Source organism: Candidatus Electronema sp. JC, assembly GCF_048287365.2.
In the GTDB taxonomy this organism is placed as follows: Bacteria; Desulfobacterota; Desulfobulbia; order Desulfobulbales; family Desulfobulbaceae; genus Electronema.
Genome location: NZ_JBLWEM020000001.1, coordinates 24,281 through 47,898 on the forward strand (window position 1 = coordinate 24,281; position 23,618 = coordinate 47,898).

Annotated in this window: 19 protein-coding genes; 12 read left to right on the top strand and 7 right to left on the bottom strand. The window is 57.0% G+C overall.

Annotation, left to right across the window (positions count from 1 at the left end):
- Positions 1–177 precede the first annotated feature (177 nt).
- Positions 178–1,776 (top strand): phosphoglycerate dehydrogenase, encoded by a 1,599-nt coding sequence (gene serA / locus ACNKH3_RS00130; RefSeq protein ID WP_420207779.1) that lies wholly within the window; start codon positions 178–180, stop codon positions 1,774–1,776.
- A 12-nt stretch (positions 1,777–1,788) separates the two neighbouring features.
- Positions 1,789–2,100 carry a DUF1844 domain-containing protein gene (locus ACNKH3_RS00135; RefSeq protein ID WP_420207780.1) on the top strand — a complete coding sequence of 104 codons (312 nt, stop codon included), beginning with the start codon at positions 1,789–1,791 and terminating at the stop codon, positions 2,098–2,100.
- Between the two features lie 33 nt (positions 2,101–2,133).
- Here the strand turns inward: ACNKH3_RS00135 and ACNKH3_RS00140 are convergent, their stop codons facing one another.
- The 5 genes from ACNKH3_RS00140 to pgsA form a co-directional block, all read right to left on the bottom strand.
- On the bottom strand, positions 2,134–3,279 hold the full coding sequence (locus tag ACNKH3_RS00140) for an AI-2E family transporter (RefSeq protein ID WP_420207781.1): 1,146 nt from the start codon (positions 3,277–3,279) through the stop codon (positions 2,134–2,136).
- Between the two features lie 9 nt (positions 3,280–3,288).
- Positions 3,289–3,927 carry a vWA domain-containing protein gene (locus ACNKH3_RS00145; protein WP_420207782.1) on the bottom strand — a complete coding sequence of 213 codons (639 nt, stop codon included), beginning with the start codon at positions 3,925–3,927 and terminating at the stop codon, positions 3,289–3,291.
- 10 nt (positions 3,928–3,937) lie between these two features.
- Positions 3,938–5,161: a J domain-containing protein gene (locus tag ACNKH3_RS00150; protein WP_420207783.1), complete on the bottom strand. Its 1,224-nt coding sequence runs from the start codon at positions 5,159–5,161 to the stop codon at positions 3,938–3,940.
- Positions 5,162–5,533: 372 nt separating this feature from the next.
- Positions 5,534–6,463 carry an FAD-dependent thymidylate synthase gene (locus ACNKH3_RS00155; RefSeq protein WP_420207784.1) on the bottom strand — a complete coding sequence of 310 codons (930 nt, stop codon included), beginning with the start codon at positions 6,461–6,463 and terminating at the stop codon, positions 5,534–5,536.
- Positions 6,460–7,032, bottom strand: coding sequence for a CDP-diacylglycerol--glycerol-3-phosphate 3-phosphatidyltransferase (pgsA, locus tag ACNKH3_RS00160; protein ID WP_420207785.1), 573 nt, complete (start codon positions 7,030–7,032; stop codon positions 6,460–6,462). Before pgsA ends, ACNKH3_RS00155 begins: the two co-directional genes overlap by 4 nt.
- A 33-nt stretch (positions 7,033–7,065) precedes the next feature.
- Here pgsA and ACNKH3_RS00165 point away from each other — a divergent pair, with 33 nt between their 5' ends.
- Complete coding sequence (locus tag ACNKH3_RS00165) at positions 7,066–7,260, top strand: hypothetical protein (protein WP_420207786.1); 195 nt, start codon at positions 7,066–7,068, stop codon at positions 7,258–7,260.
- The gene (locus ACNKH3_RS00170; protein WP_420207787.1) at positions 7,257–7,616 is read left to right on the top strand and encodes a hypothetical protein; all 360 of its coding nucleotides are present in this window, start codon (positions 7,257–7,259) and stop codon (positions 7,614–7,616) included. The genes ACNKH3_RS00165 and ACNKH3_RS00170 overlap by 4 nt, the downstream gene beginning before the upstream one ends.
- Here ACNKH3_RS00170 and xerD read toward each other — a convergent pair.
- Together xerD and rpsU are read right to left on the bottom strand one after the other, a co-directional pair.
- Positions 7,601–8,509, bottom strand: coding sequence for a site-specific tyrosine recombinase XerD (xerD, locus tag ACNKH3_RS00175; protein WP_420207788.1), 909 nt, complete (start codon positions 8,507–8,509; stop codon positions 7,601–7,603). The two genes, ACNKH3_RS00170 and xerD, sit on opposite strands and share 16 nt — an antisense overlap.
- A 51-nt stretch (positions 8,510–8,560) precedes the next feature.
- Positions 8,561–8,752, bottom strand: a complete 192-nt coding sequence (rpsU, locus tag ACNKH3_RS00180) for a 30S ribosomal protein S21 (protein ID WP_420207803.1) — start codon at positions 8,750–8,752, stop codon at positions 8,561–8,563.
- Between the two features lie 220 nt (positions 8,753–8,972).
- Between rpsU and ACNKH3_RS00185 the strand changes: the two genes are divergently transcribed.
- The 8 genes from ACNKH3_RS00185 to ACNKH3_RS00220 all read left to right on the top strand — a co-directional run bounded on the left by ACNKH3_RS00185 (position 8,973) and on the right by ACNKH3_RS00220 (position 23,617).
- Complete coding sequence (locus ACNKH3_RS00185; protein ID WP_420207789.1) at positions 8,973–9,863, top strand: hypothetical protein; 891 nt, start codon at positions 8,973–8,975, stop codon at positions 9,861–9,863.
- A 2-nt stretch (positions 9,864–9,865) separates the two neighbouring features.
- On the top strand, positions 9,866–11,290 hold the full coding sequence (locus tag ACNKH3_RS00190; RefSeq protein ID WP_420207790.1) for an RHS repeat domain-containing protein: 1,425 nt from the start codon (positions 9,866–9,868) through the stop codon (positions 11,288–11,290).
- A gap of 3 nt (positions 11,291–11,293) precedes the next feature.
- Positions 11,294–11,512: a hypothetical protein gene (locus ACNKH3_RS00195; RefSeq protein WP_420207791.1), complete on the top strand. Its 219-nt coding sequence runs from the start codon at positions 11,294–11,296 to the stop codon at positions 11,510–11,512.
- 7 nt (positions 11,513–11,519) lie between these two features.
- Entirely contained in the window at positions 11,520–17,141 is a 5,622-nt protein-coding gene (locus ACNKH3_RS00200) for a toxin TcdB middle/N-terminal domain-containing protein (RefSeq protein ID WP_420207792.1), read from the top strand.
- Between the two features lie 201 nt (positions 17,142–17,342).
- Positions 17,343–18,713 (top strand): DUF1015 domain-containing protein, encoded by a 1,371-nt coding sequence (locus ACNKH3_RS00205; RefSeq protein WP_420207793.1) that lies wholly within the window; start codon positions 17,343–17,345, stop codon positions 18,711–18,713.
- 262 nt (positions 18,714–18,975) lie between these two features.
- Positions 18,976–20,043: a response regulator gene (locus ACNKH3_RS00210; RefSeq protein ID WP_417916986.1), complete on the top strand. Its 1,068-nt coding sequence runs from the start codon at positions 18,976–18,978 to the stop codon at positions 20,041–20,043.
- A 107-nt stretch (positions 20,044–20,150) separates the two neighbouring features.
- Positions 20,151–22,463 (top strand): Hsp70 family protein, encoded by a 2,313-nt coding sequence (locus ACNKH3_RS00215; protein WP_420207794.1) that lies wholly within the window; start codon positions 20,151–20,153, stop codon positions 22,461–22,463.
- Positions 22,460–23,617, top strand: coding sequence for a LysM peptidoglycan-binding domain-containing protein (locus ACNKH3_RS00220; protein ID WP_420207795.1), 1,158 nt, complete (start codon positions 22,460–22,462; stop codon positions 23,615–23,617). Before ACNKH3_RS00215 ends, ACNKH3_RS00220 begins: the two co-directional genes overlap by 4 nt.
- Position 23,618: the final 1 nt, after the last annotated feature.

Genomic DNA, 23,618 nt, shown 5'->3' on the forward strand with positions numbered 1-23,618 from the left:
AAACGTTTGCGGGTAGATCTTGCGCCCCTACTCAACCCCGCCCTGTGTCCTGAAAAGCCCAAACCCTGATTTTTTGCAGTTGCCGGTGCTGCCGATTCCCGGTATAGTGCTTGCTTTGCGAGGAAAAATCAACAGTTTTATACTGTCTTTATACACGAATCCAACAAGAGGAAGACCATGAAAGTGCTCATCAGCGACAACCTGTCGCCTGTCGGAGAGAAAATACTCAGAGATGCCGGGCTGGAAGTGGACGTGAAGACCGGCCTGCCGCCGGAAGAGCTGAAGGCGATCATCGGCGAGTACGACGGCTTGGTCATCCGCAGCGCGACCAAGGTGAAGGCGGACATCATCGAGGCCGCGACCAAGCTGAAGGTGGTGGGCCGCGCAGGCATCGGCTTGGACAACGTGGATGTGCCGGCGGCGAGCGAGAAGGGCATCGTGGTCATGAACGCGCCGGACGGCAACGCGGTCACTGCGGCGGAGCACGCCATTTCAATGATGATGTCGCTGGCCCGCAACATTCCGCAGGCCACTGCCTCAATGAAGGCGGGCAAGTGGGAGAAGAAGAGCTTCATGGGCCGCGAAGTCACTGGCAAGACGCTGGGCATCGTCGGCATTGGCCGCATTGGTTCCATCGTTGCCAACCGCGCACAGGGGCTGAAGATGAAGGTCATCGCCTTTGATCCCTTCATGCCGCAGGAGCTGGTGGAGAAGATCGGCGTGGAGCGTGTTGATTTGCTGGAGCTGGCCCGCCGCGCTGACTTCATCTCAGTGCATACGCCGCTGACCAAGGACAACCGGCATATGCTCTCGACCGAATTCTTCAATGCGATGAAGAAAGATGCCATGTTCATCGACTGCGCGCGCGGCGGCGTGGCGGATGAGGAAGCACTGTACGCGGCTCTGAAGGAAGGCCGGATTGCCGGGGCAGCCTTGGACGTGTTCGAGAAGGAGCCGACCACCATCGAGACCACGCCGCTGCTCAGTCTGAACAACTTCATCTGCACCCCGCATCTCGGCGCGTCAACTTCAGAGGCGCAGGAGAATGTCGCGGTTGCCATAGCCGAGCAGATTGCCGATTACCTGACCAAAGGCGCAGTGCGCAACGCGGTCAATGTGCCTTCAGTCAGCGATGAGGTCTTGGCCAAGATCGGGCCGTACATCACCCTTGGTGAAATGCTCGGCTCGCTGCACATGCAGATCGCCAAAGGCGGCGTGCAGGAAGTGCAATTGGAGTACAGCGGCGACGTGGCCGAGCAGCATGTCGGCCCGATCACCGTGGCGTTTCTCAAGGGCCTGTTCACGCCGATCCTGCAAGACGCGGTGAATTTTGTCAATGCCCCGCTGATTGCGAAAGAGCGCGGCATCCGGGTGATTGAGTCCAAGACCACGTGCAGCGCGGACTTCACCAGCTTGGTCAAGATCACGGTCAAGAGCACCGAGGGCGAAAACGTGCTCGCAGGCACGGTCTTCGGCACCAAGAAGCCGCGTCTGGTGCGCCTCAATTCCTTCTGGCTGGAGGCGCTGCCTGCCGGGCCGATGCTGCTGGCCTACAATAAAGACATTCCCGGTGTAATTGGTGCATTAGGCACGACCATCGGCGCGGCAGGCGTGAACATTGCCCGCATGACCGTGGGCCGTGAGGAGACTTCGCAGCAGAACGTCATCCTCCTTAACACCGATCAGCCGGTGAGCAAGGAGCTGCTGGCCAAAGTGCTGGAGCTGGAGCATGTTGAGCACGCTCAGGCCCTGACGCTGCCCGCGTACAAGTCCTGACTGACCGCCGCCATGACCGAGCAGAAGAACGGCAAGGGCAGCCCGGAGGGAGAGCGGCAAGGAGGCTGTGTGATGCCTGCGGTCTCCTTCACCTCCTTCATCCTCTCCCTGAACACCACCGCCCTGTTTCATCTGGGGGACATCCCTCATCCTGAAACCGGTCGGAAGGTTTTTGATCTGGAGCTTGCCCGCCATGCCATTGACACCTTGGCCATGCTGGAGGAGAAGACCAAGGGCAACTTGGACAGCGAGGAGCAGGAGCTGGTCAGCCGGGTGGTCTACGAGCTGAAGATGCGGTTTATCAAGGCGAAAGGCGGAGCATAGTCCTGCGGGGGAAGGGAGGGCGCGCCCGCTGCGTCATTCCTCCCCGCTCCCGTCCTCCGGCATTGCGACTGCTTCAGACTGTCTCTCATCATTCCGCTTTTCCGGCTCCCGCCGCAGCTCTCCCACCTCCGGCAGATAGTCGCGAAAGGCATCGCCATAGATCTCCCAGATAGTGATGAACAGCGCGGCGATGATCGGCCCGATGATGATGCCCAGCACACCGAACAGGGCTATGCCGCCGAGCGTGCCGAAAAGCACGAAGAGGTCGTGCATTTCGGTGTCTTTGCCCACCAGCCGGGGCCGGAGCAGGTTGTCGAAATTGCCCGCCACCGCGCCGCAGATGACAGCCAGAATGATCAGTCCGAAGAAATCGCCTTTCACGCCAAGAACAATCATCGCCGGACCCCAGACCAAAGCCGAACCCACAGCCGGAATGATGGACAGCACAGCCATCACCGCGCCCCAGAAGGCTGCGCCCGGCAGTCCGGCGAAGAAGAAGGCCAGCCCGCACAGCCCGCCTTGCAGGAAGCCGATGATCAGTGTGGATTTCATCGTCGCCCCGGCCACCGAGGTGAAACGGCGCAGCAGCCGCTCCTCGTCTTCATGCGCCAAAGGCAGATAATAGAGTATCTTGTTCAGCAGCGCATGGCCCTCGGTCAGGAAGTAAAACATCACGTAGAGCATGATCACCGCGTTGAACAGGGCGTTCACGGTCATCTTGGTGATCGACGAGAGCGAGTTGATCAGCATGGCGGAGATATTGCCGACCAGCTCGCCCGCCTTGGCGATGATCATGTCCCGGTAGGGCAATATCTGCTCGTAATAGGGGATTTTCTCCGCGTAGTTGCTGAGAAGGCCCGGCTCCTTGACAAAGGAATCCACCCATGGGGTCACAGACTGCCCCACATGGATGGCTTGGCTGACCACCAGCCCGATGAGGAAGCCCAGCGGCACCAGAATCAGGCAGAAGACCCCGGCCACCACAGCGGCGGAGGCAAGATTCTCGCGGCCTTGCAGCCGCCGGGTCAGCCGCCGGTGCAGCGGCGCGGACATGGCGGAGAACAGTCCGGCCATGAAGGTGGCCATGAGAAACTGCCGGATCATGATCAGGAACAGAGCCGAAATCAGCACGACCATGACCAAGAGGACGATAGTGTTCAGCTTGGGATGTTTGATCATTTTAGTTGATTACGGCAGCAGCCGCGCCATGGAAACAATGCCCTGCTCAAGGCGTTCTCTGACTACTTTCGCCGCCAGCTCCTTTCTTGTCGCGAGCTGTTCGAGAAATTCTCTGTCAGCATCATCAGTGCCGATGGTCATGATGTCAATGCCCGCCTGCTTGGCCCGGTTTGCGGCGGCAAGTGCGGCATTGCGGTCATCCGGCATTCCATCGGTCACAAGGCAGATGATCTTTTCTCCGCTGCGGTCGGCAAATTTGTCTGTCGCCAAACTGAGAGCCACAGCCATGTTGGTCGAGCCGTCCGTCTGCATTTTTTCAAGAGCGGCATTGATCCGCGCAATTTCTTTCTGCGGCTCGGAGATATGTTCGGCATAAGAGGAAAACTGGATCAAACCGAGCGAGTATCCTTTTCGTTGCGACTCAACAGCAAAGCCGGAAGCACCTCTTTTGGCCTGATGCAGCTTGTCGCCGTCCATGCTTCCTGAGCAATCTATGACAAGATAGACAATGCCGCCAAAAAATGGCTTTGCTGGAACTATCGGCTTGCCTGAAGCCGCTTCAAGCTTTTTGACCCAATCTTTCTGCGCGAATTTTGCAGCAATGCTCTGTCCGCCTGAACGGCTGATGCTGTTCTTGTTGTCGCTCATGTGCTTCCTCTTACTTGCGAAATTTCATCAGAAAATCGTATGCCCAGTTGATTTTTTTCATCCGGCTGTCGTCTTGGACGGTGTTGCTGTCAGGATGCCAGACGGCGGCCAACGCTTTATACATTTTCTTGATTTGATCGGCAGTTGCATTGGGCGGAACACCTAAAATGCGGCAGGATTTTTCCTCGTCAGTCTCTTTAGGTGTGGAAATTTCTTCCTCGCAGTCATTTTCTCGATATCCAGCCGCAGCCTCTTTGATGCCGGTCAGTTCCTTCAGGATATCATTGGCAATCTGATGAAAATCATTCCAGTTCTTTCGCTGGAGAATATCTTTCAAATTTTCAGAATGCAGATAAGTATGAATGTAATCCAAGTGCGTCAGCAGGGCTGGACTGCTTCCTGTCTTATTGACCTCGCGCACCGTTTCTGTATAGAATTTTCTCGATAGATCATACAGATTGCCTGCCTTCTCAAGCTGCGCAACATCCTCTTTCGCTCTCCTGATAATCTCTGAAATCAAATTATTCAGGCGAGTAACGTCTGAAAGTAGCTCCTGCTTGTGAGCATCAACGAACTGTTGAATCTCAGATTTAAAGTCAACTGGAAAAGAAATTCCCAGTTTAACGTTGATAGATTTCACAGACTCTTCCAGATGATCAAGCTCACGAGTACGTTCTAGCGATGTGTTTGCTTGACTTATCAGCGCATTAGCTCTTTCTCTTATTTCTTGCTCAGGTTCGACTTTAAACAAGGAGATAAAGCACGAAATAGAATTTATCATAATAAATGAAACAGTAAAACCGATAAAAATACCAGCACACTCTGAAACATCAGATTCGTTTTTTCTCCCATAAAAAATCATATGAGAAAAAGCATAATTTTTTATGCAAACAACAAATATTATAAAATATAAAATTTGACACAGCGTATAAATCGTCTTTACCTCTGTACCATAAGACTCGCTGTATGATTTGGTTTGATCATTATCAATGGATAAATTTAATTTTTCCCCGTCATACCTTGCCGTTATTATATTTCGTAATCGTGAATCAAGAGCAAAGTCCTTCAGAATATAGTGCAAAAATACACCGACAGCCATTAGCGCACCTGCTGTCCCCCAAGCAGGTGCGCTGGCCAGAAATGCTTGAGGCAGCAAACCAAACAATCCCGGCAGGACTTCAGACAAAAAATCAAGTCCTATCGCAATCAAGATCGCAACAACAAGCAACTCCATTTTATTTATCTTCGATAAAAATAATTAGTTATACAGAACACTTCCCCTTGCACACAGGACATTTAAGCATTCCAGTGCCACCGCAGTTCTCGCATTTCTTCAGTTTGGCAAAAAGAGAAGGGCTGTACTGGCCTCTTCCTTTGCATTTTGGACAGTCAACCGTTCCCTTGCCGTTGCATGGTTTGCATTTTGCTGCCGCCATAATCAAGCCTCCTTTGTTGCATTTAAAAACTCTGTTTTCCGCCGCATCCAACGTTTTCCAAAAATATTCGATAAGTGCTGATCAGTCAAGCAGGAATATAAAAAGAAAAAAGGCGGTTTCCCTTGCCAGAAACCGCCTAACTCTGCCCCTTGCTTTCTTGCACTGGCACGTTATAGAAACACCACCGAAAACCGCCTCTCGAACTCCGCCTTTAACGGCACCATCACTTCCCTCATGGATGGCTCCGCCGCCTTCGAGCAACGTAGCTTGAAGATGTGCCGCCACTGCTCCAGATTCGCGTAAACGATGATCTCCGTCTTGCAGGAATTGGGCAGCACTGTCCGAGCCGCTTGGGCTGTGGAGGTCTCCAGCAGGCGCAGATAGAGCCGTTCGGTTTCCTCCATCGCCTGCCGCCAGAGGGCATATTCCGCGCTGTCTTCCGTCCAGAACATCGGCTTGATGAAAGTCACTTCACTGCCGAATTTGTCATCGCTGTAGCGGCAATAGCGCTGTGATTCCTGAAGAAACGCGCAGGGACGGTGGCGCACCAGCTCGTGGGTCACGGCGCGGTTGACGACAAATTTCACCGCGACATGACGGTGCTTGGCGAGCTTGTCCGCAGGCAGCCGCTCTACCTCTTCCAGCGGCACTTTGCGGACAGCGATGCCCGGCACGGCTATCAATCCGCCTTCCGGCAGGATGGTGCTGAAAAAATACGGGTGGCGGTCGTTGAGCAGAGCGCAGGCGGCCCGGACAACCGCGCAGTCTGGCTGAAACAGCAGCATTTCACGCCACGCCCGGATGCTGCCGGTGATCAGCAGGCGGTTTTCCTCGCGGCTGATGTGCAGATATTTGGACTGGCGCAGGAAAAGATCAGCAATCACCATGTCATCCGCGTAAACTTCCAGTGTGACCACGCCCATTTCCAGCACAGAGTTGTGGCCATGCTCGGCCATTTTTTCAACAAAGGGCAAGGCTGACTCCTGCGTTATTCGGTCTTCGCTCTTGTAGCAGATGCGCCCGCAGTATTCGATGCGGACAGCGAGGCTCTGCTGATCAAGATGGTCAAGGATTTCGCAGGAGGGAGAGATGATCTTCATGATTGTCCGTCTTCTTCAACAAAGAACACCCGGCGGAGCCGGTAGAAATAATCAAAGCCTGACCAGAGCGTGAGGATCAGGGCGACATAAACGAGAGCAAGGCCGATCTCATGGAGAAAAGGAATCGGCAGCACGCCGACCGGGAAAATCAGGATGCCGAGGCCGACGTACTGGGTGATGGATTTGATCTTACCCAAACCGCTGGCCGCCATGACCACCCCGGCTGAGGAGGCGATGCCGCGCAAACCTGTCACCAAAAGCTCGCGGGAGAGGATGAGCAGGGCGATCCACGGGGGCAGACGGTTCAGCGGAATGAGCATGATCAGCGCGGTGGTGACGAGGAGCTTGTCCGCCAGCGGATCAATCAACTTGCCGAGATTGCTCACCGCGCCATAGCGGCGGGCCACGTAGCCGTCGAGCAAGTCGGTGACAGCGGCGGTCGTGAAAATCAGGCAGCAGAACACGGCCAGCACATTGCTCTGCTCGAACATGAGCAGGACAGCCAGCAGGGCGGTGAGGACAAGGCGGGCGGCGGTGATCAGGTTCGGCAGGTGTCGCATAAGCTTCATGGCGCGCTTTGGTTGTTCTGAGAGGAGCGGCGGATGCCGGGCGTTCCGTCATGGCTGACAATGTACCGCGTTTTGCGCCGGGATGCTGTTTCTTTGTGCGGCGGCGGAAAAAATCTTCCTCCCGGCCCGTTCCGCGCTGCTTTTGCTCTTGACATCAACCGGAATGTTGGCGAAAAATTGACGGCAGAAACTCTTCCATCCATTCATTCCCAACAGGCTTCCTTATGAAGAACAAAATTCTCTCCGCGCTTCTTCTGGTCGTGTCCGCTGCCGTCTTCTCCGGGCTTTCTGCCGCGCAGGCGGACACCATCACCGGCAAGGTGGCGGCGATGACCAAAAACAGCAAGGAAACGAGCGCCGAAATCATCCCTGACAGCGCAGGCGGGCAGCCGTCTCACCGCTGTTCTGTCTCGACCACGTTTCAGGAGATTGGGGAGATGCTGATGCAGGCGATGGAATCCAAGGCGACAGTGGCCATTGTCAGCTCAAAAAACTGCGCTCCGGCAGGCGCGGTGAGAGACTGCGGCAGCATCGTCACCATTGAGACCGTGCCGCAGAAGCGGCATTCTCAGCCGCGCGGATGAAACTTCTGGTGCCCGGCCTTGAGGCGGCTGGTGTCAATGTGGGTGTAAATCTGGGTGGTGGCGATGTCGGCGTGGCCGAGCATCATCTGAAGGGCGCGGAGATCAGCCCCGCCCGCGAGCATGTGGCTGGCAAAGGAATGGCGCATGGTCTTGGGGCTGACGGTCTTGCTGATGCCGCAGCCACGCGCCATTTCGCCGATGATCTGCCAGAAACGGGTGCGGGTCATCGCCCCGCCCCGGCTGGTGACAAAGAGGAAACGGCTGCCGCGCCCGCCAAGCAGGGCGGGGCGGCCTTGTTCTAAATAATCGGATATCCGCACTCCGGCCTCAGCGTTGAAAGGCACCATCCGTTCCTTGCTCCCCTTGCCGAGGATGCGGACATGGCCGCTGCTCAGGCTGCAATCCTGCACCGGCAGCTTGACTAATTCAGATACCCGGATGCCGGTGGCGTAGAGCAGATGGAGCATGGCGCAGTTGCGCAGCCGCAGCGGATTCATCTCCGCCTCGGTGGGCGAGGCCAGCAGCAGATCAACTTCAGTTAACGACAGCGTCCCCGGCAGCGCGCTGCCGATTTTGGGCAGGTCAATCTCCGCCGCCGGACTCAGCGGCAACACTCCCTGAAAGACAAGAAAATCAAAGAATGAACGCAAGGCGGAGAGCCGCCGGGCGTTGCTGCGGGCTTGGATTTCGCGGGCATGGCAGTCTTTGAGAAAAGCCCGCACTTCGACGGCGGTGATCCGCACCGCATCGCTGATGCCCTGCTGCTGGAGGAATTCGATGAAGAAGCGGAGGTCTGAGCCATAGCTGTTGACCGTGTTGCGCGAGAGCCTACGCTGCACCGTGAGATGGCGCAGGAAATGATCAAGGCTGTCGGTGAGGGGCGAGGATTCCACGGCGGATAAAAAAGAAGCCCCGCCAGCGTGCTGCTGACAGGGCCTGAAAGCCTACATCCGGTTCTTCATCCGGTTGTATTTGCGCAGCTTGCGCAGGGCTTCGGCGGACTTGCGGCGTTTTTTGATGCTCGGCTTCTCATAAGCCTCGCGCCGTTTGAGTTCGCGTTTGATGCCGTCAATTTGCAGCTTCTTCTTGAGCTGGCGGATCGCGTACTCCAAGTCTCCTTTGACTTCGACCTCAATCATGAAAAAATCACATCCTTTGCGGAAATGGCATGTCCCATCTGCGTGTTCATCTGAAAAAAGAAGGCAGCTAATTTATGCCAAAGCAGGGGCCATGTCAACGCTTTTCTGTTTTTTCCCGCCCGGCGGACATGGAATTTTTTTTCTTGACATTTTTTGCAAAACATTCTAATTCTGCCCAGTCAGCCGCATGTCCGGCAACAACGCACCGAGGAGCACGATGATGACCCGGAATCTTTTTGTTTGGCTCTGCTTTTTCCTCCTGCTGTTTTCTTCAAGTTTGTCTGCGGCGGCACCTCCGCCCAATCTTCTCCACTACGAAGGCTATCTCACCGACAGCAGCGGCGTTGCTTTGCCGGACGGCACGTACAACATCGTTTTCCGCATCTACAACGTTCCCACTGGCGGCCAAGCCCTTTGGACAGAGACGTGGAACAAGGACACCACGCAGGCGGCAGTGACCGGCGGCCATTTCCGTCTGCTGCTCGGCACGCACAAGCCGCTCACGCCGCAGTTTTTCAGCCAGAACCCCAGCACGTGGATTGGCATGACGGTGGGCGGTGATGAAGAGCTGTTGCCCCGGCAGCGGATTGCTTCGGTGCCGTATGCCATGACCGCATCAACCGCTGAATCCGGCGGCTCTGGCGGCGGATCGAGCGTTCCCACTGGCGGCATCATCATGTGGAGCGGCGCGGCTGATGCGATTCCATCCGGCTGGGTACTTTGCGACGGCAGCAACAGCACGCCTGATCTGCGGGACAAATTCGTCATTGGCGCGGGCGGTGCCTACACCGTCGGGCAAACCGGCGGCAGCAGCGGCCATAGCCACAGCATCGGCGGGCAAAGCCTGAGCACCAGCGCGGCAGGCGACCACGGCCATCACATGGATTTCCAGATTCACAAAGAGATGTGCATTGACGACTGCACCGACGGAGCCGACGACGGCAGCAAAAATGTTGGTTCGGACAGCCACGGCCACCGCATTGCTGGCGACACATGGGGCGCAGGCACGCACAGCCATGCGGTGCCGGATCACAACCACGGCGGCGCAACCGGCGCAGGCAACGCTTTGCCGCCGTTTTACGCCTTGGCCTTTATCATGAAATTGTGATCATGGGGCGGAACGTGGTGGATTTCATGGCGAATGGTGTCGCCATCGTCGTAAGGGCAATTCATGAATTGCCCTTACGACGATGGCGGGCTTGGGCAAAGAAATTTTTGGCCCTCCAGATTGCCTTTTCGTATTTCCTGCTGCTGTGTTCCACATCCGCAGGCGCGGCGACGCTCAAATTTGAATACGACCAAGCCGGGAACATGATTTCCGGGCAAGGGCTGTATTACGAATACAATGATGCAAACCAGTTAGTCAAAGTCAGGAAGGACGCGCCGAGCGGCCCGGTGATTGCGGAATATGTCTATGATTACCAAGGCCAGCGGGTTAAGAAGATAGAAAACGGCATCACTACCTATTACATCGGCAAGCACTACGAAGAACGCAAAGGAAATACGGTCAACGAAAAGACCAATTATATTTTTGTCAATGGCCAGCGGGTTGCGGCCAGCATCAAGAAGGACAATGGACTGGCCAAGGTCAGTTATTATCTGAACAATCACCTTGGCAGTGCCGATGTGGTTGTTGATGCGCAGGGCAATGTGACGGATAAAGTCCGGTATTATCCGTATGGGGAATACAGAACGCAGCCCAATGCGCAGCGGCACACCTATACCGGCAAGGAGCGCGACGAGGCGACAGAGCAATATTATTACGAAGCGCGGTATTACAATCCGTTTATCAGGAGGTTTGCGCAGGCGGATACGGTTACACCGAATTTGTATGATCCGCAGAGTTTGAATAGGTATGCGTACACGAGAAATAATCCTGTTAAATATGTTGATCCATCAGGACATCTATTTGATGTAGTTTTTGATGTTATTTTTATCGCAAACGATATAAAAACGTTAGTAACTGATCCAAGCAGCAGGACGGCAGTTAATTATCTTGCTTTAGGTGCTGATGTAGCAGGTCTTCTTATTCCTGGAGCAACAGGACTTGGTACAGGCGTAAAAGTTGCTCTCACGGGAGCGGCTGTAGTAGATAACGTTGCTGATACAGTAAGGGCTATTGATAAAACAGGTGATGTTTTAAGTTCTACAAAAAAAGGATTTAATCCTTTTAGAAATACTGATAATGCTGGAAATGCAATAAAATCTGTAGGAAAAAATATAGATAAAGCGGACAATGTCGATAATGTTATTAAAGAAACTTTTTCTTTAAAGAAACCAGATTTAAGTAAATATACTGTTACATCAGACGAGGCTCTCGATGCAGGAGAAAAATTCCTTGGTGCAGGATATAAAGAAATAGGCAAGCCAGGTAGCGGTGTATTTTTAAGTGCTGATGGTACAAGGCAATTTAGAATAGATGAGAACTCGTTAACTGGGAAGCATTCCCCAGGTGCTCCTCATTTTCATTTAGAATTAAAAAAACAGGGTTCAAATAAACCTTACGCTAATAATCATATTTTATATGTAGACTGAAAAATGAATTCTATAAAAATAGATAATATAGGGAAGATAATCGATGGTGATAACAAGGGGAAGTTTATAAAAATATTAGATGACACAGAAAACACAGGTGGATATCTAATTATTACATCAGAAGATATCGAATTTAAAATTGGCTATGATGATTGGGTAGAAAATGAATCTGCTATTGAAGGGTATTTTTTGGAATCTCGTTGGGTTATTGATTGGATGTAGTATTTTTTTGATACTTATTTTTTCCACCCCCGCTCTCGCCGCCACCTCCAGCGAGTTCGACTACCATTACAAATTCTCCGCCGCTGCCAAGCCGGAAACCCGGCTCAAAACCAACTGGGGCGCATGGCAGACCGATCTCAACTCCGGCGCGTTCGGCTACAGCTTTGACCTTGAAACGCCGCCCGGCACCGGCGGCCTTCAGCCAAAACTCCAGCTCACCTACAACAGCCAAGCCGCTCAAAGCAAGGCTGGCTGGACGGGCGCGGGCTGGGAACTGCCCATTCCCTACATCCAGCGCGACATCGAGCACACCAAAACCGATGCCTCGGACGACAGCTTTGACCTCATCATGGACGGCAAGCACGATCTGGTGGCGCAGGGTTCTGGCCAGTTTAAAACCAAGATCGACAGCTGGATGAGCATTCAGGCGTTGCCCGGCGGCAGCAACGAGAAGAGCACGTACTGGCTTGTCCGCAGCAAGGACGGCACGACCTACCGCTTCGGCTATTTCAGCAACTCCGAGCAGATGCAGACCAACCGCGACACGCGGGTGGCAACGCAGGCCGCCCGCTGGTGGTTGGACACAGTGACGGACACCAACGGCAACAGCATTCATTTCACCTACAGCGAAATCGGCGGCATCACCTATCCCAGCGCGATTGAATACAACCGCGACAAGCAGCGGCGGATCAGCTTCACGTGGGAAAACAATCCCTTCGCCTACCTGACCATCAATCAGGGTTCGGAAGAACGGTTCACGCAGCGGCTGAAATCGGTCAGCGTCAGCGTGCAGGGCAAATTGGTCAGACGCTACGACCTGAGCTACCAGAGCAACGAAATCGGCTCCAACTCCCTGCTCACCGCCATCACCACGGTGGGCGCGGATGGCGCGTCCACGCTGCCGCCAGTCAGGTTCAGCTACAAACCGCTTGTCACCGGCTTTGACACGGGCCGCGCTTGGGGCAATTCCGCCGGTGTCCCGATCATGGAAACCGACGACGACAGCGACACAGTTAAAGACCTGATTGATGTCAACGGCGACGGCCTGCCCGACCGGGTGCAGCACAAGGACAGCACGTGGAAAATCCGCCTGAACAATGGCGCGGGCTTTGACGCGGCGGAAACAGTCTGGGGCATTCCTTCCAAGAAATGGGCCATCCGCCAAGTCCACACCCCGGATGAAAAGAAAGAAGAGGCCAACACCCGCACCGCGCCAATGGACGTGAACCGGGACGGCTACATTGATTTTGTCTGCGCTGACGACACAGACGACGACGGCAAGCGCGACACCTGCCTGCAAAAGGGCGTGTTCAATGTCTTTCTCGGCAACGGCGGCGGCTTCCCGACGCAGCAATATTGGCCGCTGCCCACGGACAAGGTTTTTGTCCAGCGGGTGCGGGACATGAAGGACAGCTCCGGCGATGTCCGCCAAGCCTTCATTGACATGAACGGCGACGGACGGCCTGATTTGGTCAAGGCCAACATCTCCGACGACAAGTTCATGAAGAATGTTGACAACGGCTGGGTGGTCTGGAGAAATACCGGCTCCAGCTTTGTTCCCGGCTGGTGGCTCTGGCCTGATCCCCTCGGTGCAGACTACAAAGGCTACATCACCGATGTTCACTACAAAAAAAGCGACAAAACCACGCCAGTCAAAGTCACCTACGAGGACATGAACGGCGACGGCCTGCCGGATATGATTGATGCGCGGGACAACTCCGGCAACTGGAAGATTTATTTCAACGACGGCAGCCGCTTCCTCAAGCCTGCTGAAACGTGGGCCGCTGGAGCTGAGTACATCCGCAACGCCAAAGAAGGCGGCGACCTGAAGGACAACCTGATTGACATGAACGGCGACGGTCTGCCTGACCGGGTGTACGGCATCAACGGCGGTGAATGGCGGGTGCGCTTCAACAACGGCAGAGGCTTCACCGAGCGGAGCTGGGCCACCAACGCTGGTCTGCCGGACAAAAATCTGCGCGACATCAAGGAAGGGCTGCGCAATCACCGGGAGATTCTCGACATCAACGGCGACGGTTCGCCGGATTTGCTCCGGCGGACTTCGACTTCCGGCGACTGGACGGTATATCCCAACCGGGCTGTGCAGACCGATCTGCTGAACAACGTCACCACCTCCTACGGCGGCACAGTCACGGTCAATTACGCATCCTCGCGCAGCTTCCCGCAAACCCGCCTGCCCTTCAACTTCTGGCTGGTTTCCTCCATGTCCACCAATAATGGCATGAGCGGCGATCATGCCTTGAACACAAGCACCAGCTACAGCTATCAGGGCGGCCTTTACGATTACCCGACCCGCGAATTCCGTGGCTTCTCAAAAGTGACGGAAACCAGAGCCGACAGCACGAGAAAGGAGCACTATTTCCATCAGGACGAGGGCCGCAAGGGCAAACAGTACAACGAGCCGCTCTTTGCCGCAGATGGCCGGAAATTTTCTAATACTGAATCTGCTTGGACAGCAACTGCCAGCGGCGGGGTGTATAAAACCTTGCTGGCGGCGGAGAACAAGCAGACCTTTGACGGCACAGACACGGCCAAGACATTGCGGACGGAATATCCGTCTTGGGACATGTTCGGCAACCCGCTCTTGATCCGGCATTTGAATGACACGGCCACTGCTGCCGACGATCTGTATGAATATTCGGCCTATGTTTACAACACTTCGCGCTGGATTGTGGACAAACCGTGGCGGCATTACTTTGCGGCAGCGGAAAATGGCCCGGCTCTGCGCGAGACCAAGTACATCTACGACGGCAAGGGACAGCAAGGCATCCCGGACAAGGGCAATCTGACCGGCAAAATTGAGGTCATTAAAGCCAAGAGCGAAGCCCTGACCTCGTATCAATACGACAGCTTTGGCAATCAGATCAGCGTCACCGATGCCGAGGGCCGCACCAGCCGGACAGAATGGGATGGAACTTTCCACGCCTTTCCGGTCAAGAAAATCAACGCCCTGAATCATGCGGCCACGGCGACCTTCAACCCGGCCACCGGCGAACCGCTGACTGAAACCGACCCGAACGGCTACATCACGCAGTATCAATACGATACCTTCCAGCGGTTGGTGAAAAAGGCTTTGCCGTATGACTCCCTGAGTTCTCCCACAGAAACAGTTGCTTATTTTATCGACGGCACTGCGCCGGAGTCGGTGCGGGTCTCGAAAAAGACGGCGGAAAAAGAAATTCCTGAAGACCCGTCGTTTAACCGGCTGGAAGCGTGGCAATACACCGACGGCTTCGGCGACCTAATTCAGGAGCGGAGCGAGGCGGAAAATCCGGCCCAGCAGATTGCTGCGGATCATTTCTACGACAGCATGGGCCGGGTGCAGCGGAAAAGCCTGCCCTATTTTGTCGCGGCTGGTTCTGCCTATGTTCCTGCCAGCAAAAATAATCCCGGCCTCAGCTACGAATACGACCCATTGGGCAGACCGGTCAAAGTGATTAACCCGGACGGCACCTTCCTGAGCCGGGTCTTTGATCATTGGCGGGTCAGCGAGACTGATGAAAATGGGCATTTGATGGAATACTTCTTCAATGCCCAAGAAAAGCCGGTCAAGGTGATTGAGCACACCCAGCAAGGGCCGTACACTACCAGCTACGAATACAGCCGCTTTGGTGAAATTGAAAAGATCACCGATCATTACCGCAATGTCACAAAGTATAGCTACGATGCTTTAGGCCGAAAGACTGCCTCGGTTGATCCTAACCTTGGCAGGTGGACATATAAATACGATCTAGTTGGCAATCTCCGTTCTCAGACCGACAGCCGGGAGGTGCGGATTGCCATCAGCTACGATAAGCTGAACCGAAAGATCAAGGAAGATCGGCCAAAAGATCAGGACATCTTCTACGAATACGACACAGAGGTGATCGGCCCGATAGCGAAAATCACTGATCACGCAGGAGAAGTGCGCTTCAGCTACGACAAGCGTCTGCGTAAGATCAAGGAAACACGCAAGATAGATCAGTACGCTTGGACAACGGCATGGCAATATGACCAGATGGACAGGGTCATCCGAGAAACCAGACCGGATGGAAAAAGTATTGTTTATAAGTACAACAACCAAGGTCTGTTAGACAGCATCCCAACACTGATTTCCAATCTCGACTACAACGCCAGCGGCCAGCTTGCCAAACTGTCCCGCAGCAATGGGGTGAATACAGATTATGAGTATTATCCCGGCAACCTGCGCCTGAAAACGCTGCTCACTCCGGCCAAGCAGAACTATGCGTATGAATTCGACAAAAAAGGCAACATTCTGACGCTCACCGATGCGGTTGAGCCGTTCAAAGAAACCTTCAAATACGACGACTTAGACAGGCTGATCTCTGCTGAAGGCGCAGGCAGCTACGCTGTTCAGTATCAGTATGATGCGGTCGGCAATCTCAACCGTGTCACGCAAGACGGCAGAATGCAGCTTCTCTCCTATGGCAGCAGCGGCAGCATTCCTCACGCTGTGACCGCCATCAACACAGATTTGCCTATTATCGCGTCATTCTTCATCAGCAACAATGCCCTCTACACCACACGTCCCGCAGTGACACTGAACAGTGTGATCAGCGGCGGCACTTCGTTCATGGCCAGTGAGAATAAAGACTTTACCGGAGCTGCGTGGCAGCCGTATCAAGAAAATGCCAGCTTCACCCTTTCTTCCGGCTACGGCGAGAAGACTGTCTATTTCAAGGTCAAAAACGACAGCGGCGAATCGGAAGTGAAAAGCGACCGGATTGAATATCTGGCCGACAGCAACGGCGACGGTGTGCCGGACAAGTATGACCGGGATGCTGACGGCATGGCTGATTCATGGGAGCTGCGCTATGGCCTGAATCCCAACGATCCTGCTGATGCGGACGGCGATTTGGACGGCGACGGCTTGTCCAACAAAGAAGAATTTCTGCGCGGCACTGATCCGACCAGCGCAGACAGCGACGGCGATGGCATCAATGACAAGGAAGAGGTGGACAAGGGCACCAATCCGGCTGATCCCGACACTGATCATGATGGACTGGACGACCTGCGCGATCCATATCCTTTGACACCGTTTCAAGATGCGGTGAGCAAAAAATATTTCCTCAAGGCGGAACGCTTCCTGCCCGGCGGCGGCGAACGCAGTGCTTCCGCAGGTCTTTTCCTCCATGATCTGCTCGGCAACGGTCTCATTCCTCTGCATGAAACAGCCCTGATTATTTTCGATACCGATCAAGACGGTGTGGCCGACCGGAATGACAACTGCTTGTCATCCGCAAACGCTGACCAAGCAGATGCGGACGGCGACCGTTTAGGCGACAGCTGCGACCCGGATGATGACAATGACGGAGTGGAAGACAGTCAAGACAACTGCCGCCTGACAGCGAATGCGGATCAGCTTGACACTGACGGCGACGGCAGAGGCGATGCCTGCGACGAGGACGACGACAATGACGGGATGCCGGATGCGTGGGAAAGCAAATATGGCCTTAACCCGAAAGATCCGGCTGACGCGCAGCTTGATTCTGACAAAGATGGCCTGAGAAATCTGGAAGAATACAGGAGCGGCGGCAGTCCCCGCTCCGACCTTGCCGAACCTCCTGCGTCAAACTTGGGTGGTATTTACATGCTGCTGCTGAAATAAAAAGTCATTTCGCAATCATATCAGTTAACAGCCGCTGCAACTTAATGTTCAGCGGCTGTTTTTTTTTACTTTCTCACCCCGGCAGCAAAAGCTGCTTGCGCCTCTTCCCGCCAAGATGGTAAACAGAACCGCACGCTGCGGCATGTCCGCCGGGCGGCTTGATGACGCTCACACACCACTTAGCCCCTTGGGAGATAAACAATGGCTGCTCTTGCCCCGTTCCGCGCTCTGCGCTACAACCCCGCCAAGATCGAACGGCTGGATGATGTCTTCACCCCGCCCTACGACATCATCTCCGCCGGAGACGGGGAGAAGCTGCGGCAGAAGAACCCGTACTCGATGATCAACCTGGACCTGCGCAACACGGCTCAGGACGAGACTGCGGACGATGGCCGCTATCAGCAGGCCCGCGACCGCTTCCTTGCCTGGCAGGAGGAAGAGATTCTCATCCGCGACGCGCAGCCCGCCATCTACCTCTACAGCATCGAGTACCAGCATCCGAACGGCAGGCGGCTGACCCGCAAGGGCATCGTCGCGCTGGTCGGGCTGGCGGAGTTCAGCGAGGGCATCGTCCGCCCGCACGAGAAGACCTTTGCCGGGGTGATCGGCGACCGCCTCAAGCTGATGGAGACCTGCGCGGCCCAGTTCAGCAAGATCTTCTCCATCTACTCTGACCCGCAGCAGGAGGTGATCCGCACGCTGGAGCAGGCGCAGGAGTCGCAGCCTTTGCTGCACGTCAAGGACGGCAATGCCAACACGCACACGCTCTGGCGGGTGACAGACGCGGCGGTGATTGCTGCGGTGCGGCAGTTCTTCGCCGACAGGCCGGTGTACATCGCCGACGGCCACCACCGTTACACCACCGCGCTGGAGTACCGCCGTCGGATGCTGGCCGCCAACCCCGATCTGCCTGCCGACCATCCCTGCAATTATATTATGATGTACCTCTGCGGCTGCGAGGATCCGGGCCTGTCCGTGCTGCCCACGCACCGCCTCGTGCGCTGGCCGGGCGCGATGAGCGCGGACGCGCTGGCGGCAAAGATGAGCGCGGGCTTGAAGGTGGCGGAGATCACCCAAGGCAGCCGCGAAAGCCTGCTCGCCGAGACCCTCAACCGCATGGACGAGGCTGAGGCGGACAGCGGCCTGCCCGCTTTCGGGGTCTATCATCCGGGCGAGAACCGCTCCTTCCTGCTCGCCTCCACGCCGCAGACCTTCGCGGCCAGCCCGGCCCTCGCCGCCAAGCCGGAGGTGCTGCGCGGGCTGGATGTGGTCGTGCTCTCCGACTTCCTCATTCAAGAGCAGCTTGGCCTCAGCCACGAGCAGTGCGTGCGGGAGAAGTTGGTGAGCTACATCAGCGACCCGGACGAGGCGATTGACGCAGCGGTCAAGCAGAGCGTGACTGAGGACGGCCACACGCCGCTGCTCTTCCTCCTCAATCCGACCAAGGTGGCGCAGGTGCTGAAGGTGGCGGACAGCGGCAACATCATGCCGCACAAGTCCACCTTCTTCTACCCCAAGATCCTCACTGGTTTGCTGATACGGAAGCTGGACGAAAAGGTGGAACTGTTGTGACTGCCATCGCGGCGGAGCAGGCAGCGGTGATGCTTTCGCAATCAATGATTGGCAGCTGTGTCAACAGGTATTATTGCGAACAAGGGCGGCATTCAGGCAGTGTTTAATGAACAGCCAACGGATTCAGGCCGCGCTGCCAAATATCCGTCCGGCAGCCAGTCCGCCGCAGGCTGTTTGTTCTGATTGACTTGCCGCGCTTTCTGCTTTAAGCTGACGCATTGCCCCAGTCCTTTCAATGACAAACCTGCGAGGAACTCGCGCCATGAAACTGCTGATCGCTGACGATGAACTCTCGACCCGGATACTGCTCCGGCATTGCGCCGCCCGCTGGGGCTATGAGGTGGTTGAGGCTGCGGACGGGCTGGAGGCCATGACTTTGCTGCGCGGCCCGGAGCCGCCCCGCATCGCAGTGCTGGACTGGATGATGCCCGGCTTGGACGGCGTGGAGATCTGCTCCCGGCTCAACCCGCCCGGCGGCGGGCCGCTGACCTACATCATCCTCCTCACCGGCAGAAGCGACAAGGAGGACGTTGTCCACGCCTTGGATCAGGGGGCGCACGATTTCCTCAGCAAGCCGGTGCACATCGGCGAGCTGCACAGCCGGATCACCGTGGGGCGGCGGCTGGTCGAGGCCAACGACCGCCTGATCGAATTGGACAAGCTCAAAGACCGCTTCCTGCGCATCGCCGCCCATGATTTGCGCAATCCGCTCGGCTACATCATCACCATGACCGAGATGCTCTTGGACAGCAGTTTTCTTGAGATGCGCGCCAATCTCGACAGCCATCTCTCGGCTATTCATGAAACCGCCTCGGTGATGCAGGGTTTGATCAATGACCTGCTCGACCTCTCGGCGGTGCGCGAAGGTACCTTCAAGATCAGCCGGGAGGCCGCCTCAATCAGCGACATTCTCCGGCAGGCGGCGCGGATACAGGGGCAGGCGGCGGCCCGCAGACAGATCCGCATCGCCGAGCAGCTGGCCGAGATTCCGCCCTTCAGCTTTGATCCGGCCCGCATCCGCCAGGCCGTGGACAACCTGCTCGGCAACGCGGTCAAATTCTCCTCGCCCGGCTCCGCTGTCACCTTGAGCGTGGCCGAGGAACCGGGGCAAGTCAGGGTCTCGGTGGCTGATCAAGGGCCGGGCCTGAGCGCCGAGGAGCTGGCCCGTCTTGCCGCCGGAGAAACGCCTCAGCCGCCTGGCGGCGGCAAAGAGGGCAGTCTCGGCCTGACCGTGGTCAGGAAAATCATCGAGCTGCATCAGGGCGAGCTGCGGGCGGAAAACCGGGCCGGAGGCGGCTGCGTCGTCAGCTTCACTCTGCCTGCCGCCTGAAATTCTCCCCGCCAGTCAAAGTCAGGGCTTCCGCCGCCGCTGTTTTCGTGGTATTTTGCCTGCAAACCGGCTGCGTTGGTTGGCTCCTCCTCCCTGAACAGAACGGCATGAAGAAATCCATCGGCATAGATCTGGGCACCACCAATTCCGCCGCCGCGATCAAAAAAGCGCGGGTTGAAGTGCTGCAAAACGCGGAAGGCGAGTTCATCACCCCGTCCTGCGTCACCGTGCGCAAACGGCTGATGCGGAAGCCGGAGTTTATCGTTGGCCGCCATGCCTTGGAGTGGCTGCGGCAGGAGCCGGAGAACACCGTCACAGCGGTCAAGCGGCTGATCGGCCGCAATTATCACGACCCGGAAGTGCAGGAGCTGATCAGGAACGGCAGGTTCCGCTGCCCGCTTTCGCCGCATTCCAGCGGCACCAAAAACAGCTTGGCGATCACCGCTGGAGGCCGCGAGTTCAGCCCGGAGGAAATCTCCGCCCATATTTTGGCCAAAATCAAGGCTGATGCCGAACGCGCTCTCGGCGGCGAGGTGGACACGGCGGTGATCACTGTGCCCGCCTATTTCAATGACAAGCAGAAGCACGCCACCCGCACCGCCGCCGCGCTGGCCGGACTGAAGGTCAGCCGCCTGCTGCCGGAGCCGACAGCGGCGGCCATCTCCTTCGGCGTGGATCAGCTCTCCGGCACCGAAGGCAAAACCGTTCTGGTCTTCGACTTCGGCGGCGGCACCCTTGACCTCTCCTTGCTGGCGATCAGCGGCGGGCAGATCATCGAAATAGCCAAGGGCGGCGACATGTGGCTCGGCGGCGAGGACATCGACAACCTGCTTGTTGTCCACGCCCTGCGCGAGACAGCGGCGCGGGAGGACATGGATGACCTCCGCCTCCGCGCCCTGATCGGGCGGCTGGAGCCGGGCCAGCGCAACCGTCTGCTGGCCGAGCTGAAGACAGCGGCGGAAAAGACGAAAATCGCTCTCAGCGACAGCCCGGAAGCCTGTCTGTCCGTGCTGGGGCTGCTCACGGACGAGGACGGCGACCCGCTGAACATCGAGGCGGAATGCAGCCGCGAGCAGCTTGAGGAGCTGATGGCTCCGACGCTGGCGGCACTGCTCAAATTAGTGCGCGGCCTGCTGACTGAGTCTCATTTCAGCAAAGAGCTGGTTGATCTTGTTCTTTTGGTCGGCGGCAGCTCGCGCATTTCCTGCGTGATCAACGCCTTGCGGCAGGAGTTCGGCCCGGAAAAAGTGCTGGCGCACGAGCGGCCCATGCTGGCTGTGGCGGAAGGCGCGGCCATCCTCAGCTGCCGTCTGGCGGACACGCAGGAATGCCCGTCCTGCGGCAAAGAGGCCGGGCAGCATGATGCCGTCTGCCCGCATTGCCAGTTCGACCTTGAAAATCATGCTGTCCGGCACGGGCTGGTGGACATCGTCCATGCGGCGGCCCATGACTATTTCATCCGCTTGGAGAACGACCAGCGTTTTCTGCTGATCAAAAAAAACACGCCGCTGCCCTGTTCCAGCACTGAGGTTTTTCAGCTGGTGGATGCCGAGCAGGAGCTGGCGCATATCCGCTTCTATAACGTGGTCAACGGGCGCGAGGAGCGCATCGGCGACCTCTGGCTGGGCATTGACCGCGACAGCGGCGGGCCGGAGCCGGAGGAGCCGCCGCGCGTCGCCGTGACCTTGGACATTGACGAGAGCAATTTGGTTTCGGTGCGGGCGGCCTTGGCCGGCCAGCCGGAGGTGAAGGTCGAGGGCACGCTCTCGCGCGGCAAGGCGGACGAGCGGCTTTTCCTTCTTCTGGAACAGACAATCAGCGAGGCCGACCGCAAGGGCTGCTCCGCCTACACTGTGGCCGATCTGCTCTGCCGGGCCAGAGGGATCATCCGCTCCATCCGCAAAGTGGTTGATCCCCGCACCGGCGCGGCGGACGAGGCCCTTTGCCGTCAAGTGGAGGAGAAAATCCGCAAGGCGGCGGCAATCGCCGAGGCAGAGGAAGCCCCGCTGACCAGAATTTATTATGCGGAAAGCATGTTGAACGACTACGGCAGCCTGATCGCGCCTGCTTTGCAGGAAAAAATAATCAGCAAAATAGAGCGGCTGCGGAAAATCGACGAGGACGGCGGCTATGAGGAGACCATGCAGGCCATGGACGAGCTGGCCGCCGCGCTGGAGGATCCAGGCTTGAATTTGGCGCATGACCTGACCCAGATTGAGAACGCCTGCGAAATCTGCCATCGGACAGAGCCGGACAAGGCCACGCGCTTCATGCGGGCGGCGGCGGCGGTGCTGGAGGCCGCTGAGACGGGAGAGGAGCCGGATATTGCGCAGTTGGAGGCGGTCATGCCGGAAGTCGAGGACGTGCTGGATCAGCACGCCCGCAGCGCGCAGAAAATTCATCGGGACATCCGCAGATGAGCCAGACGCGCAACTGTCCGGTCTGCGGGCGGCCCGGCCTGCCGCCCGACTGCGGCAGCTGTCCGCAGTGCGACGCGGACTTGACCTGCTTTCAAGCTCTTGACTCGCTTGCCAGCCCGGCGGCGGCCACAGTCGCCGCGCCGCCGAAAAAACGCCGTTTTCCGTGGGCGGCTGCCGGTGTGCTGGTGCTGCTTGCCCTGCTGCTTCTGGCCGGGCTGGCGGCGAGCATGAAAAGCCGCCTTTCCGAGCTGGACCGTCAGCTTGCCGAGCTGAAAGCGGCGGAAGCGCGGACGGCTGCGGAGAGCACGCCGAAGCAGGAGCCTGTTCTTGCCGCCGCGCCGCCGCCCCCGGCGGAGCAGACCGCCAAGCCGCCTGAAAGCAAGATTCAGATTGATGCCCGCGTCCGCATCATTGATGAGCGCGAGGCGGCGCAGCAGGCGGCGGCGGTCAAAGAAACGAAGAAGGCCGCCGCTGTTCCGCCTGTCAAGCCGGAACAGGCTGATGCCGGGCCGAAAGTTGTGCTGGAAGCCATTGAATCGCCGGACACGGACGAGGAGGAGCCGACAGGAGCGGCACTGCCTCCATCTCCATCACCGGCAGCAGCGGAGCAAAGCGCAGAAGTTCGGGAGCCACCGCCGCCTGCCGTCCTGCCCGAAACGCCGCCGGTGCTGCTCAAGCCGGAATTCAGGAAACACCGTGTGCGGCCTGCTCCGGCAGCGGCGGCGGCTGAAAACGTGGCGCAGGATGCGGCAGCAGCGGAGCAGGCCGGGCCTTCAGCTGCCAAGCCGCAGCCCGGCGGGGCCGTTTCCTATTTGGTCAAGGACGGCGAAACGGTCTGGGATATTGCCGAGCGGTTCTACGGCGACCGCAAATATTATCCGGTGGTGATGGAGCAGAATCCGCATGTCTTTCTCGGTTTTATCCGTAAAAACAGCACAGTGCGCCTCTTCGCCGACCGGAGCGAGGCTGAAGCGTTGTATCAGCGCAGAACCGAGCGGCGGGACGGCCTGCTGCTGTGGAAATATGAAGTCCGGCCCGGCGAGACGTGGCGCTCGATTTACGCCCGTTTTTTCCTGCCCCGCTATTCCGGCATGATTTTCTATGGTGATCAAGATGTTGCGCCGGGGAAAACCATGCTGATCATCCTGCGCTGAA

Excerpts from the sequence above, each read along its gene's own strand:
- serA (WP_420207779.1), top strand. The coding sequence starts at position 178 with ATGAAAGTGCTCATCAGCGACAACCTGTCGCCTGTCGGAGAGAAAATA.
- ACNKH3_RS00135 (WP_420207780.1), top strand. The coding sequence starts at position 1,789 with ATGACCGAGCAGAAGAACGGCAAGGGCAGCCCGGAGGGAGAGCGGCAA.
- ACNKH3_RS00140 (WP_420207781.1), bottom strand. The coding sequence starts at position 3,279 with ATGATCAAACATCCCAAGCTGAACACTATCGTCCTCTTGGTCATGGTC.
- ACNKH3_RS00145 (WP_420207782.1), bottom strand. The coding sequence starts at position 3,927 with ATGAGCGACAACAAGAACAGCATCAGCCGTTCAGGCGGACAGAGCATT.
- ACNKH3_RS00150 (WP_420207783.1), bottom strand. The coding sequence starts at position 5,161 with ATGGAGTTGCTTGTTGTTGCGATCTTGATTGCGATAGGACTTGATTTT.
- ACNKH3_RS00155 (WP_420207784.1), bottom strand. The coding sequence starts at position 6,463 with ATGAAGATCATCTCTCCCTCCTGCGAAATCCTTGACCATCTTGATCAG.
- pgsA (WP_420207785.1), bottom strand. The coding sequence starts at position 7,032 with ATGAAGCTTATGCGACACCTGCCGAACCTGATCACCGCCGCCCGCCTT.
- ACNKH3_RS00165 (WP_420207786.1), top strand. The coding sequence starts at position 7,066 with ATGCCGGGCGTTCCGTCATGGCTGACAATGTACCGCGTTTTGCGCCGG.
- ACNKH3_RS00170 (WP_420207787.1), top strand. The coding sequence starts at position 7,257 with ATGAAGAACAAAATTCTCTCCGCGCTTCTTCTGGTCGTGTCCGCTGCC.
- ACNKH3_RS00185 (WP_420207789.1), top strand. The coding sequence starts at position 8,973 with ATGATGACCCGGAATCTTTTTGTTTGGCTCTGCTTTTTCCTCCTGCTG.
- ACNKH3_RS00190 (WP_420207790.1), top strand. The coding sequence starts at position 9,866 with ATGGGGCGGAACGTGGTGGATTTCATGGCGAATGGTGTCGCCATCGTC.
- ACNKH3_RS00195 (WP_420207791.1), top strand. The coding sequence starts at position 11,294 with ATGAATTCTATAAAAATAGATAATATAGGGAAGATAATCGATGGTGAT.
- ACNKH3_RS00205 (WP_420207793.1), top strand. The coding sequence starts at position 17,343 with ATGGCTGCTCTTGCCCCGTTCCGCGCTCTGCGCTACAACCCCGCCAAG.
- ACNKH3_RS00210 (WP_417916986.1), top strand. The coding sequence starts at position 18,976 with ATGAAACTGCTGATCGCTGACGATGAACTCTCGACCCGGATACTGCTC.
- ACNKH3_RS00215 (WP_420207794.1), top strand. The coding sequence starts at position 20,151 with ATGAAGAAATCCATCGGCATAGATCTGGGCACCACCAATTCCGCCGCC.
- ACNKH3_RS00220 (WP_420207795.1), top strand. The coding sequence starts at position 22,460 with ATGAGCCAGACGCGCAACTGTCCGGTCTGCGGGCGGCCCGGCCTGCCG.